Origin of the sequence: Pseudomonas sp. NFX224 (assembly GCF_048565165.1) — a bacterium.
In the GTDB taxonomy this organism is placed as follows: Bacteria; Pseudomonadota; Gammaproteobacteria; order Pseudomonadales; family Pseudomonadaceae; genus Aquipseudomonas.
Genome location: NZ_CP183416.1, coordinates 2,655,194 through 2,668,065 on the forward strand (window position 1 = coordinate 2,655,194; position 12,872 = coordinate 2,668,065).

A 12,872-nucleotide genomic window follows, 5' to 3' on the forward strand; every position below is an offset into this window, starting at 1 on the left:
ACGCAATCGAGCGTCAAACGCCCGTTTCAGGGGTTCAACGCTTCTTTTCGGAGCCTTGGTTTGGTTTTTGCATTTTCCTCGCGTCAGCGCTTTTTTCTTGCGCATGCTCCGCCCTAAAAGAGGTCCCGATGACCATTAGCGACGCACTCCACCGTTTGCTACTCGACAACCTCACCACCGCGACCATCCTGCTCGATGCCGAATTGCGCCTCGAGTACATGAACCCGGCGGCGGAGATGCTCCTGGCTATCAGCGGCCAGCGCAGCCATGGGCAGTTCATCAGCGAGTTGTTCACCGAATCCACCGAGGCGCTGAACTCCTTGCGCCAGGCAGTCCAGCAGGCGCATCCGTTTACCAAGCGCGAAGCGATGCTCACCGCGCTCACCGGCCAGACCCTGACGGTCGATTACGCGGTCACGCCGATCCTCAGTAATGGCGAAACGCTGTTGCTGCTTGAAGTCCATCCCCGGGATCGCTTGCTGCGAATCACCAAGGAAGAAGCGCAGCTCTCGAAACAGGAAACCAGCAAGATGCTGGTGCGCGGCCTCGCCCACGAAATCAAGAATCCGCTGGGCGGCATTCGCGGCGCGGCGCAGTTGCTGGCCCGTGAACTGCCGGAAGAAAGTCTGCGCGACTACACCAACGTGATCATTGAAGAGGCCGACCGCCTGCGCAACCTGGTCGACCGCATGCTCGGCTCCAACAAGCTGCCGTCGCTGGCCATGTGCAACGTCCATGAAGTGCTGGAGCGTGTTTGCCACTTGGTCGAAGCGGAAAGCCAGGGCTGCATCACTTTGGTGCGCGACTACGACCCGAGCATTCCCGACGTGCTGATCGATCGCGAACAAATGATCCAGGCCGTCCTGAACATCGTGCGCAATGCGATGCAAGCCATCAGCAGCCAGAACGAGCTGCGCCTGGGCCGCATCAGCCTGCGCACCCGCGCCATGCGCCAGTTCACCATCGGCCACGTGCGCCATCGCCTGGTGACCAAGATCGAAATCATCGACAACGGTCCGGGCATTCCTGCGGAACTCCAGGAAACCATTTTCTTTCCCATGGTCAGCGGTCGTCCGGACGGTACCGGGCTGGGCCTGGCCATTACCCAGAACATCATCAGCCAGCACCAGGGCCTGATCGAGTGTGACAGCCACCCCGGCCACACCACGTTCTCGATCTTTCTGCCACTGGAACAAGGAGCCACATCGACATGAGCCGTAGTGAAACCGTGTGGATCGTCGATGACGACCGTTCTATCCGTTGGGTCCTGGAAAAAGCCTTGCAACAAGAAGGCATGACCACGCAAAGCTTCGACAGCGCCGATGGCGTGATGAGCCGCCTGGCGCGCCAGCAGCCGGACGTGATCATCTCCGACATCCGCATGCCCGGTGCCAGCGGCCTTGACCTTCTGGCGCGGATTCGCGAACAGCACCCACGGCTGCCGGTGATCATCATGACGGCGCACTCCGATTTGGACAGCGCTGTCGCGTCCTATCAGGGCGGCGCTTTCGAGTACTTGCCCAAGCCGTTCGATGTCGACGAGGCCGTCTCCCTGGTCAAACGCGCCAACCAGCACGCCCAGGAACAACAAGGCCTGGAAGTCGCCCCGACCCTGACCCGCACCCCGGAAATCATCGGTGAAGCACCGGCGATGCAGGAAGTGTTTCGCGCCATTGGCCGTCTGAGTCACTCCAACATCACCGTGCTGATCAACGGCGAATCGGGCACCGGTAAAGAGCTGGTGGCCCACGCCCTGCACCGCCACAGCCCTCGCGCGGCGTCGCCGTTCATTGCGCTGAACATGGCGGCGATCCCGAAAGACCTGATGGAATCCGAGCTGTTCGGTCACGAGAAAGGCGCGTTCACCGGCGCAGCTAACCTGCGTCGCGGACGTTTCGAACAGGCCGATGGCGGCACGTTGTTCCTCGATGAAATCGGCGACATGCCAGCCGACACCCAGACTCGCTTGCTGCGAGTCCTGGCCGATGGCGAGTTCTACCGCGTTGGCGGTCATGTTCCGGTGAAGGTTGATGTGCGAATCATCGCCGCGACCCACCAGAATCTGGAAACCCTGGTGCATGCCGGGAAATTCCGTGAGGACTTGTTTCACCGCCTCAACGTGATCCGCATCCACATTCCGCGCCTGTCGGACCGTCGCGAAGACATCCCGACCCTGGCCAAGCACTTCCTCAGCCGTGCCGCGCAGGAGCTGGCCGTCGAGCCGAAGTTGCTGAAAAACGAAACCGAGGAGTACCTGAAAAACCTGCCATGGCCGGGCAACGTGCGTCAGCTGGAGAACACCTGCCGCTGGATCACGGTGATGGCTTCGGGTCGCGAAGTGCATATCGGCGACCTGCCACCCGAGCTGCTGAGCCTGCCGCAGGATTCGGCGCCGGTGACCAACTGGGAGCAGGCGCTGCGTCAGTGGGCCGACCAGGCATTGGCTCGCGGTCAGTCGAGCCTGCTGGACAGTGCCGTGCCGACCTTCGAGCGGATCATGATCGAAACCGCGCTCAAGCACACCGCCGGGCGTCGCCGCGATGCCGCCGTGTTGCTGGGCTGGGGCCGTAATACCCTGACTCGCAAGATCAAGGAGTTGGGGATGAAGGTTGATGGCGGGGATGATGATGAGGGGGACGAAGGCTAAATCCGGCTTTCGAATTTAGTCGCTTGCGAAAAGATCGCAGCCTTCGGCAGCGCCTACAGGCGTACTCAAAAACCTGTAGGCACTGCCGAAGGCTGCGATCTTTTTTTTGGCCGAAAACCACACTCATGCACCGACTGAATGCACCGTGAACCGCAATCGCGCACGGCAACTGATCTGAAATCCCGTTTAAGTTCACAATCGAACCCTTACCGAAAAAACACGAAAGCCCCGGATTACGGGGCTTTCGACGTATTTACGCGCCTTTCAGTTTCAACTTGTTAAAAACTGGCACGCCCCCTGCAATAGTCTCAACAGTGATTCAGTTCACTACCCAGTTTCGGGGACCTTGGTACAGGCAGGCCGGGGATTCCCCTCTTTACACCGGGCTCACACCGCACTTGCGACGAGCCCACCCAGTTTTGGGGTCCTTGGTACAGGCAGGCCGGGGATTCCCTCTTTACACCGGGTTCACGACGCAATGCGCGAACCCTTCCGTTTTGGGGACCTTGGTACAGGCAGGCCGGGGATTCCCTCTTTACACCGGGTTCACGACGCAATGCGCGAACCCTTCCGTTTTGGGGACCTTGGTACAGGCAGGCCGGGGATTCCCTCTTTTATTGCTCCCGGAGATGGATCTCCAGCCGCCAGCGGTCATCGACCTCGCTACCGGCCCACTCTCCCTGCAGCGGCCGCGCCGCCACCAGCGTCAGCAACAACCCCCCATCACTCGAACGCACCCGCCAGTTCACGCCCTTGTCGTTGAGCTTGAGCTGACCTTGCTGCGCCTTGCCCTCAGCCTCGAACAGCAACGCGACGCTGCCATCGACAATCTCGCCGTGGGTCTTGGGTTCGTTGTTGAACCACACCACCAGGCCCTCATTCGTCAGCTCGACTTGTTGCAACTCAGTCGGGTCAGGAGTAGTCAGGCGACCGATCATCAGCCCCACCATTACCCCGACAATGGCCAGCGACATCATCACGCGCGGGAATAGTTTCGAACGAGGGTCGGCTTGCGGCGTAGAATGCCGCTCATCTTTACCTTCGGAGCCGTGCATGTTTCACGTCATCCTTTTCCAACCAGAAATTCCGCCGAATACCGGCAACGTTATCAGGCTGTGCGCCAACAGTGGCTGCCACCTGCATTTGATCGAACCGCTAGGCTTCGAGATGGACGACAAGCGCCTGCGCCGGGCCGGCCTCGATTACCACGAGTATGCCACCCTGCAACGTCACGCGGACTTGGCCAGCTGCCTGGAAAGCCTCGGTCACCCGCGGGTGTTCGCTTTCACCACCAAGGGCTCGCGGCCGTTCCACGATGCGAGCTTCGTGGAGGGTGATGCCTTCCTGTTCGGCCCGGAAAGCCGTGGCCTGCCAGCCGAAGTGCTCGATGCCCTTCCCGGCGACCAGCGCCTGCGCCTGCCGATGCGTGAGGGTTGTCGCAGCCTGAACCTGTCGAACACCGTGGCGGTGGCCGTGTACGAGGCCTGGCGCCAGAACGGCTTCAAGTAACACTGCAGCTCCTACTCGCAGGTTTCGTTTGCTCCATGAAAAAAGCGCCTTCAGAGGCGCTTTTTTCATGGAGCAAACGAAGCTTTTATTGAACAGTCGGCGTCTCGCCCGCTGCCTGCATGCGTTGCAGCTCTTGCGCGTACAGCGCGTCGAAGTTCACCGGAGCCAGCATCAGCGCCGGGAACGAACCACGGGTCACCAGGCTGTCCAGCGCTTCGCGAGCGTACGGGAACAGGATGTTCGGGCAGAACGCGCCCAGGGTGTGGCTCATCGAAGCGTCGTCCAGGTTCTTGATCAGGAAGATACCGGCCTGTTGCACTTCGGCGATGAACGCCACTTCGTCACCGTTCTTCACGGTAACCGACAGGGTCAGCACGACTTCGTGGAAGTCGTTTTCCAACGCCTTTTGACGGGTGTTCAGGTCCAGACCGACGCTCGGCTCCCACTGCTGGCGAAAGATCGCCGGGCTTTTCGGGGCTTCGAAGGACAGGTCACGTACGTAGATGCGCTGCAAGGAGAATTGCGGTGCGGTTTCTTCTTCGCTAGCTGCAGTGTTCTGTTGGTCAGTCATCTCAGATCCTTTCTGATCTAGGGCTTTTATAGGGTATGGAATTCAGGCCTTGAGCAGCGCGTCGAGCTTACCCGCGCGCTCCAGGGCAAACAAATCATCACAACCGCCAACGTGGGTGCTGCCGATCCAGATCTGCGGCACGGACGTGCGTCCGGCTTTCTGAGCCATAGCGGCGCGCACCTGCGGCTTGCCATCGACCTTGATCTCTTCGAAGGCCACGCCTTTGTTCTCGAGCAGGTACTTGGCTCGGGAGCAATAAGGGCAGTAATCGCTGGAGTAGACGACGACGTTGCTCATATCACTTCACCAGCGGCAGATTGTCGGCTTTCCAGCTGGAAACGCCACCGGACAGCTTGGCGGCGGTGAAACCGGCCTTCACCAGCTCGCGAGCGTGAGTGCCGGCGGTCTGGCCCAGGGCGTCGACCAGGATGATGGTCTTGGCCTTGTGCTTTTCCAGTTCGCCGACGCGGGCAGCCAGTTTGTCGTGAGGAATGTTCAGCGCGCCAACAATGTGGCCGGCGGCAAAGTCCTTGGCCGGACGAATATCGATCACCACACCCGCGTCTTTGTTGACCAGGCCGGTCAGTTCACCGGTGCTCAGGCTGCGGCCGCCGCCCTGCATCTGATAAGCAATCAGCGCGGCCAGCAGTACGACGAAGATACCGACGAGAATGTAGTGGTTAGTGGCAAATTCAATCAGGTGAGCAACCATCGAAGGAGGTTCCAGGGCGTTAAAATGTCGGCCAGTATACACAGCCACTATGGTGGGCCAAACCCCGTCCGGCGGTGACGTGGCAGGAACTTCGCTTTAAACTGCGACTCCCTTTTTCCATTACCTCTTTTTACCTCAGCCACGAGTGGATTCCATGACTACCACGCCTAAACCTTTGGTCCTGATGATTCTCGACGGCTTCGGTCACAGTGAAAGCCCCGAATCCAACGCCATCTATGCGGCCAAGAAGCCCGTACTCGACCGTTTGTGGGCCACCGTGCCCAACGGCCTGATCTCGGGCAGCGGCATGGACGTCGGTCTGCCGGACGGCCAGATGGGCAACTCCGAAGTCGGCCACATGAACCTCGGCGCCGGCCGCGTGGTGTATCAGGACTTCACTCGCGTAACCAAATCGATCCGCGACGGCGAATTCTTCGAGAACCCGACCATCTGCGCCGCGGTGGATAAAGCGGTCGCCGCCGGCAAAGCCGTGCACTTCATGGGCCTGCTGTCCGATGGCGGCGTGCACAGCCACCAGGATCACCTGGTCGCCATGGCCGAACTGGCCGCCAAGCGTGGCGCCGAAAAAATCTACCTGCATGCTTTCCTCGATGGCCGCGACACACCGCCGAAAAGCGCGCAATCGTCGATCGAGTTGATGGACACAGCCTTCCAGGCCTTGGGTAAGGGTCGCATCGCCAGCCTGATCGGTCGCTACTTCGCCATGGACCGTGACAACCGTTGGGACCGCGTATCCCAAGCCTACAACCTGATTGTCGACGGCAACGGCGAGTTCAACGCCGCCACCGCACAGGAAGGCCTGCAAGCTGCTTATGAGCGTGGCGAGAGCGACGAATTCGTCAAAGCCACCTCCATCGGCGAGCCGGTGAAAGTCGAAGACGGCGATGCCGTGGTATTCATGAACTTCCGCGCCGACCGCGCCCGCGAGCTGACCCGCGTGTTCGTCGAGGACAATTTCAAGGAATTCGAGCGCAGCCGTCAGCCAAAACTGGCCGGTTTCGTCATGCTGACCCAATACGCCGCGAGCATTCCCGCGCCTTCGGCCTTCGCCGCCGGCAGCCTGGAAAACGTGCTGGGCGATTACCTGGCGAAAAACGGCAAGACACAACTGCGCATCGCTGAAACCGAGAAGTACGCTCACGTGACCTTCTTCTTCTCCGGCGGCCGCGAAGAACCGTTCCCGGGCGAAGAGCGCATCCTGATCCCGTCGCCGAAAGTCGCCACCTATGACTTGCAGCCGGAAATGAGCGCGCCGGAAGTCACCGACCGCATTGTCGACGCCATCGAAAACCAGCGCTACGACGTGATCGTGGTCAACTACGCCAACGGCGACATGGTCGGTCACAGCGGCGTGTTCGAGGCGGCGGTGAAAGCCGTTGAATGCCTGGACACCTGCGTTGGTCGTATCGTCGAGGCACTGGAAAAGGTTGGCGGCGAAGCCCTGATCACCGCTGACCACGGCAACGTCGAGCAAATGTCCGACGCATCCACCGGCCAGGCGCACACCGCGCACACCACCGAACCGGTGCCGTTCATTTATGTCGGCAAACGTGACCTCAAGGTCCGCGAAGGCGGCGTGCTGGCCGATGTGGCGCCAACCATGCTGAAACTGCTGGGCCTGGAAAAACCGGCAGAAATGACCGGGACTTCGATTCTGGTGTAAACCCGTCGTTCAAGCGCCGCAAAACCCTGTGGGAGCAAGCCTGCTCGCGATAGCAATCTGACAGACAACATCTATGTTGAATGATCGGATGCCATCGCGAGCAGGCTCGCTTGTATGCTAGGACTTGAAGGGAGGAGGAGGGACAAGGCTCGATTCTGACTGTTAGCGCAGTACAGATCCGTGGGAGATTTCGCCCCTCCTCCTTTCACCCAAGCGCCGATAAAGAATGCATCTGGCTAGACCGACGATAGGAACAAGCCTGCGCCTCTGGGTGAGCCCTTCAAGTGCTCAAAACCATATCTCGGGGGATGTTTAATGGCAATGCCGGTTTCTGCTATCAAGCCAATCGTGGGCGTGGATGTCGCCAAGAGTGAGTTGATGATCTATCAGGCCGAACTGGATCTGCTTGAGACGCTTCCCAATAACAAGCCAGCCATCAAGAAATGGCTGAAAGCCTTGCTGGCACCGGTCGATATCGCTATTGAGTCGACCAATATCTATCACCTGGAGTTCGCCGACCTGGCCCATGAGGCCGGTTGCACCATTTACATGGTCGGTGGCTATGAACTGAGCCATTACCGCAAAGGTGTGAAAGTTCGCGCCAAAACTGACGCGCTGGATGCAAAGTTACTCGCTCGCTATCTGAAGAACGAGTATGAAGAGCTTCATCCATGGATTCCGCCATCGCCGTTGTACCGCTGCCTCTTGAGCCTTTTCCGCCGGCGCGCGGCGCTGGTTCAGGCGCGGGTTGGCTTGGTGCAGAGCTGGACAAATGAACCGCTGCTCAAAGCCGCTTTTGCCGAGCAAGTGGCCTCCATGCAGAGGCTTGAAGGGCTGGTCGAGAAAATGATCAACGACCGCCTGAAAGAAGCCGGCTTGCTTGCCCAGTTGAAGCGTTGCATGAAAGTCGAAGGTATCGGCTTTCTGACTGGTGCCCGCTTGATCGCGGCTTTTCAGCGAGGCGATTTCAGAAATGCAGATGCCTTCATCGCGTTTTTGGGGATGGATTTGCGGGTATCGCAGTCAGGACAAAAAGACGGTCGCCGCAGCCTGACCAAGCGCGGCGATCCGGAGGCGCGTCGGCTTTTGCACAACGCTGCCATGTCGGCCAGCCGCACAGCCGCCTGGAAAGGTTTTTACCAAGAACAAAGAGCTAAAGGGTTCAGTACTACGCAGGCACTGGTGATCTTGGCCCGTAAACTTGCCCGGATCGTATTTGCACTGCTGAAAGGGCAAGGTGAATACCAACCGAAAGCAGGTTGAAGGCTTCCCCTCAACCATAGAATCTCCCACAGTGGTTTATGGAGTTTTCAAAAGGGTATTCACCCTGTCGATTGCTCCAGTTATCACACAGTCCCAATTGGGCGTTTTTTTTGCAGCGTGGGGCGGGCATACTAGGCCGTCCCTTTCCCTGGTGTCGCCCGCCTCTATGCTTCGCGTCCTGATAGCCCTTGCTCTGACTTGCCTGCTCCAACCGGCCTTCGCTGACGAGCGCGCGCAAACCCAACAACAGTTGGACGCCACGCGTCAGGACATTGCCGAGCTGAAGAAACTGCTGGGCAAGTTGCAGGAAGAAAAATCCGGCATTCAAAAAGAGCTCAAGGGCACCGAGACCGAAATGGGCAAGCTCGAGAAGCAGGTCGAAGCCCTGCAAAAAGAGCTGAAGAAGAGCGAAACCGAGCTGCAGCGTCTCGATGCGGAGAAAAAAAAACTCCAGAGCGCGCGCACTGAACAGCAACGACTGATCGCCATCCAGGCCCGGGCGGCCTACCAGAACGGCCGTCAGGAATACCTGAAGCTGCTGCTCAACCAGCAGAATCCCGAGAAGTTCGCCCGCACCCTCACCTATTACGACTACCTGAGCCAGGCCCGCCTGGAGCAGCTGAAGAATTTCAACGAAACCCTGCGCCAACTGGCCAATGTCGAAAAAGACATCGGCTTGCAGCAGGCGCAGTTGCTGGTACAGAAAAGCAGCCTCGACACCCAGCGCGACGAACTCGACAAAGTCCGTCAGGAACGCCAGCAAGTCCTGGCCAAGCTCAGTGACGACGTGAAGGCCCGCGACCAGAAACTGGCAGCTCGCGAGCAGGATCAGGCAGACCTGTCTAAAGTCCTTAAAACCATTGAGGAAACCCTGGCCCGCCAGGCTCGTGAGGCAGAAGAAGCGCGACAGAAAGCGCTGATTGCCCAGCAGGAAGCCGAAAAAAAGCGTTTACGTGAGGCCCAGGCTCAAGCAGATGAGACTGACGCCCCACGCAAACCGGTTAAATCAACACCTGGCGCACTGGTTTCCAGCTCCGGCGAAACCTTCGGCGGCCCGTTTGCGTCAACTCGCGGCAAACTTCCATGGCCAGTCGATGGTCGACTGCTGGCACGCTTCGGTGAAAGCCGTGGCGACGATGCCCGGACCAAGTGGGACGGTGTGATGATCAGCGCGTCGGCCGGCAGCGCAGTGCATGCGGTGCATGGCGGCCGCGTGGTGTTCGCCGACTGGTTGCGCGGCGCCGGCTTGCTGGTGATTCTCGACCACGGCAACGGTTTTTTGAGTCTATATGGTCACAACCAGACGCTGCTCAAGTCTGCGGGTGACGTGGTAAAAGCCGGCGAGTCCATCTCCACTGTCGGTAACAGTGGCGGACAGGACACGCCGGCCTTGTATTTCGCGATTCGTCAGCAGGGTCACCCGAGTGACCCGGCACAATGGTGTCGCGCGCAAGGATAAGCGCGCTGCCTAATTCAGGAGTTCGTTCGACATGCTGCATTTGTCCCGCCTTACCTCGCTGGCCCTGACGATCGCCCTGGTGATCGGCGCGCCTCTGGCGTTTGCCGCTCAACCGGCCCCGGCGGTCGCGCCTGCGGGCACTGCTGCGACCACCAAGGCGCCATTGCCGTTGGAAGAGTTGCGCACCTTTGCCGAGGTCATGGACCGGATCAAGGCTGCCTATGTCGAACCGGTAGACGACAAGACCCTGCTGGAAAACGCGATCAAGGGCATGCTCAGCAACCTTGACCCGCACTCCGCTTACCTGGGGCCTGAAGACTTCGCTGAATTGCAGGAAAGCACCAGCGGCGAGTTCGGCGGCCTGGGCATCGAAGTCGGCGCCGAAGACGGCTTCATCAAGGTAGTCTCGCCAATCGATGACACCCCGGCCTCCAAGGCGGGCATTCAGGCGGGCGACTTCATCGTCAAGATCAACGGCCAGCCGACTCGCGGCCAGAGCATGACCGAAGCCGTGGACAAGATGCGCGGCAAGATCGGTGAAAAAATCACCCTGACCCTGGTGCGCGACGGCGGCACGCCATTCGACGTAACCCTGGCCCGCGCCATCATTCAAGTGAAGAGCGTGAAGAGCCAGTTGCTGGAGTCTGGCTACGGTTACATCCGCATCACCCAGTTCCAGGTCAAGACCGGCGAAGAGGTTTCCAAGGCGCTGGCCAAGCTGCGCAAGGACAACGGCAAGAAGCTCAAAGGTATCATTCTCGACCTGCGCAACAACCCGGGTGGCGTGTTGCAGGCAGCGGTGGAAGTGGTCGACCACTTCATCACCAAAGGCCTGATCGTCTACACCAAGGGCCGGATCGCCAACTCCGAACTGCGCTTCTCCGCCACCGGCAAAGACGAAAGCGAAGCTGTGCCAATGGTCGCGCTGATCAACGGCGGCAGCGCCTCGGCTTCGGAAATTGTCGCCGGCGCCCTGCAGGATCAGAAGCGTGCAGTGATCATGGGGACGCCAAGTTTCGGCAAAGGCTCGGTGCAAACCGTGCTGCCGCTGAACAACGACCGCGCCCTGAAGATCACCACTGCGCTGTACTACACGCCGAACGGCCGCTCGATCCAGGCTCAGGGCATCGTGCCGGACATCGAAGTGCGCAAGGCCAAGATCACCAGCGAGCAGGACAGCGATTACTTCAAGGAAGCGGACCTGCAAGGTCACCTGGGCAATGGCAACGGCGGCGCCGACAAGCCAAGCAGCTCCGGCGGCAAAGCCAAGCCGATGCCGCAGGACGACGATTACCAGTTGGCCCAGGCCCTGAGCCTGCTCAAAGGGCTGAGCATCACGTCCGGCCGCTGAGATGTTTCTGCGGTTAGCCTTGGCTCTGTTGTGCTGTCTGGCGGGTGTTGCTCACGCCACCCCCGCTGCTACGGCGCCACACAAAGCGTACCTGAGCTTGATCATCGACGACCTGGGGCAAAGCCTGCCCCGGGATCGCCGCGTGCTGGCCCTGCCCGGGCCGGTGACCACGGCGATCATGCCCGACACACCCCACGCCACCGAGTTTGCCCGCGAAGCCCATCGCGCCGGCAAGATCGTCATCCTCCACATGCCAATGGACCCGGCCACCGGGCCGTTCGCCTGGCATCCCGAGCTGCCCATCGAAGAGCTTGAGAAACGCCTCAACGCCGCGTTCAAGATGGTCCCCTACACCGCCGGCATCAACAACCACATGGGCAGCCGCATGACCGCGCAACCCGCCGCCATGGCATGGTTGATGGCGGACTTGCAGCGTCGCCACAAGTTCTTCGTCGACAGCCGCACCAGCGCGCAGACCGTGGCCGCGCAGCAAGCGCAGAAGATCGATCTGGCGAGTGTTTCGCGGGATGTGTTTCTCGACGACGAGCGCACTGAAGCGGCCATCTTCACGCAGCTACAGACGGCGATAAACCTGGCGCACAAACAGGGTTCAGCGGTGATGATCGGGCATCCGTACCCACAGACCCTGGCGGTGCTGGAGCGCGAGTTGCCAAAGCTGAAGGCTCAAGGGATTGAGTGGATTGATATCAAACAGATGATCAGTGTGCGCAGCAATCGGGCGACAGCGGCGCACGGCAAGGATGGGGTTTACCGCTAAAAAGATCGCAGCCTTCGGCAGCTCATTGGAATGGTGTACATCCTGTAGCGGCGATCTTTTAAAAGGCTCTAGAGATACTTCGCCATGATGTTATCCACCACGCCTTCCTTGCGCAGCTGATCCAGCGCCGACTGCAGCTTGGCGACGGTTTCGTCCGGCACGTCTTTGTTCAGTGCCAGGTAAAGCTCGGCGCTATTGAAGCGCAACACCGTCTTGAGCCCGCTCACACCTTCCTGACGCGCCAGATAGCGACCGGCCGGATCGCCAGTGGCCCACAAATCGATCTGGCCGTTGACCAGTTTCTTCGCGTTGTCCTGATCGCGCAGCACCACCACCGGCTTCAAGCCTTGCTTGGCCAGCGTCGTGGCAATCGCGTCGCCCTTGTACGCGCCGATCTTGTATTTTCGCGCGTCATCCAGGGTTTCGAGGGTGATTTTGCTGTCAGCCTTGGCCAGCATGATCCAGTCGTCCGGACCGATCGGCCCGACCCACTTGAACAACCGCTCGCGATCCGGCAAACGCGCCATCACGAAGGCACCGTAACCGGGGTTTTCCAGGGCGAGTTTGTAGACGCGCTCCCAGGGGAAGCGCAACGTCAGGCTGTAGGTAATGTCGGCACGCTTGAAGATTTCGCGGACGATGTCGGTGGCGATGCCATCGATGTTCTCGCCCTGGGCAAAGTTCTTGCCGTTCTTGGCCATGTTGTACGGTGGGAAGTTTTCCGTCAGCAACACCATGTCGGTGTCGGGACGGTCTGCGGCATGCGCTGCGCTGACGAACAACAGAGAAGCGCTGGCAAAGGCAAGAAGAAGGCGTTTAAGCATGTCTGGCTACCGAAATCCATGGCGTACCCAAGAGTGCCCTGAGCCCGCCATGATGTCCACTGGCCTGTATCGGT

13 protein-coding genes are annotated in these 12,872 nt (G+C 59.8%); 8 read left to right on the top strand and 5 right to left on the bottom strand.

Annotated elements, in window-relative coordinates:
* Window positions 1–128 precede the first annotated feature (128 nt).
* Complete coding sequence (gene glnL, locus ACNYC6_RS11855; RefSeq protein ID WP_419712449.1) at window positions 129–1,214, top strand: nitrogen regulation protein NR(II); 1,086 nt, start codon at window positions 129–131, stop codon at window positions 1,212–1,214.
* A complete protein-coding gene (ntrC, locus tag ACNYC6_RS11860; protein WP_137804065.1) occupies window positions 1,211–2,647 on the top strand; it encodes a nitrogen regulation protein NR(I) in 1,437 nt (478 codons plus the stop codon). Before glnL ends, ntrC begins: the two co-directional genes overlap by 4 nt.
* A 614-nt stretch (window positions 2,648–3,261) precedes the next feature.
* Here the strand turns inward: ntrC and ACNYC6_RS11865 are convergent.
* Window positions 3,262–3,702 carry a hypothetical protein gene (locus ACNYC6_RS11865; protein ID WP_419712450.1) on the bottom strand — a complete coding sequence of 147 codons (441 nt, stop codon included), beginning with the start codon at window positions 3,700–3,702 and terminating at the stop codon, window positions 3,262–3,264.
* Between ACNYC6_RS11865 and ACNYC6_RS11870 the strand changes: the two genes are divergently transcribed.
* Entirely contained in the window at window positions 3,701–4,156 is a 456-nt protein-coding gene (locus tag ACNYC6_RS11870; protein ID WP_419712451.1) for a tRNA (cytidine(34)-2'-O)-methyltransferase, read from the top strand. The genes ACNYC6_RS11865 and ACNYC6_RS11870 overlap by 2 nt on opposite strands.
* Window positions 4,157–4,241: 85 nt before the next feature.
* Here ACNYC6_RS11870 and secB read toward each other — a convergent pair whose 3' ends face one another.
* Genes secB through ACNYC6_RS11885 form a run of 3 tightly spaced genes read right to left on the bottom strand, consistent with a single transcriptional unit; the run spans window position 4,242 to window position 5,439 of the window.
* On the bottom strand, window positions 4,242–4,727 hold the full coding sequence (gene secB, locus ACNYC6_RS11875; RefSeq protein ID WP_034148553.1) for a protein-export chaperone SecB: 486 nt from the start codon (window positions 4,725–4,727) through the stop codon (window positions 4,242–4,244).
* A 42-nt stretch (window positions 4,728–4,769) separates the two neighbouring features.
* Complete coding sequence (gene grxC / locus ACNYC6_RS11880; protein WP_008058538.1) at window positions 4,770–5,024, bottom strand: glutaredoxin 3; 255 nt, start codon at window positions 5,022–5,024, stop codon at window positions 4,770–4,772.
* Window position 5,025: 1 nt separating this feature from the next.
* On the bottom strand, window positions 5,026–5,439 hold the full coding sequence (locus ACNYC6_RS11885) for a rhodanese-like domain-containing protein (RefSeq protein ID WP_419712452.1): 414 nt from the start codon (window positions 5,437–5,439) through the stop codon (window positions 5,026–5,028).
* 154 nt (window positions 5,440–5,593) lie between these two features.
* Between ACNYC6_RS11885 and gpmI the strand changes: the two genes are divergently transcribed.
* The 5 genes from gpmI to ACNYC6_RS11910 all read left to right on the top strand — a co-directional run bounded on the left by gpmI (window position 5,594) and on the right by ACNYC6_RS11910 (window position 11,974).
* Window positions 5,594–7,123: a 2,3-bisphosphoglycerate-independent phosphoglycerate mutase gene (gpmI, locus tag ACNYC6_RS11890; RefSeq protein ID WP_419712453.1), complete on the top strand. Its 1,530-nt coding sequence runs from the start codon at window positions 5,594–5,596 to the stop codon at window positions 7,121–7,123.
* A gap of 315 nt (window positions 7,124–7,438) precedes the next feature.
* Window positions 7,439–8,386 carry an IS110 family transposase gene (locus ACNYC6_RS11895; RefSeq protein ID WP_419708264.1) on the top strand — a complete coding sequence of 316 codons (948 nt, stop codon included), beginning with the start codon at window positions 7,439–7,441 and terminating at the stop codon, window positions 8,384–8,386.
* 166 nt (window positions 8,387–8,552) lie between these two features.
* Window positions 8,553–9,845: a murein hydrolase activator EnvC family protein gene (locus ACNYC6_RS11900; RefSeq protein WP_419712454.1), complete on the top strand. Its 1,293-nt coding sequence runs from the start codon at window positions 8,553–8,555 to the stop codon at window positions 9,843–9,845.
* Between the two features lie 31 nt (window positions 9,846–9,876).
* On the top strand, window positions 9,877–11,196 hold the full coding sequence (locus ACNYC6_RS11905; protein WP_419712455.1) for a S41 family peptidase: 1,320 nt from the start codon (window positions 9,877–9,879) through the stop codon (window positions 11,194–11,196).
* Window position 11,197: 1 nt separating this feature from the next.
* A complete protein-coding gene (locus tag ACNYC6_RS11910; RefSeq protein ID WP_419712456.1) occupies window positions 11,198–11,974 on the top strand; it encodes a divergent polysaccharide deacetylase family protein in 777 nt (258 codons plus the stop codon).
* Between the two features lie 68 nt (window positions 11,975–12,042).
* Here the strand turns inward: ACNYC6_RS11910 and ACNYC6_RS11915 are convergent, their stop codons facing one another.
* A complete protein-coding gene (locus ACNYC6_RS11915; RefSeq protein WP_419712457.1) occupies window positions 12,043–12,798 on the bottom strand; it encodes a substrate-binding periplasmic protein in 756 nt (251 codons plus the stop codon).
* Window positions 12,799–12,872 lie beyond the last annotated feature (74 nt).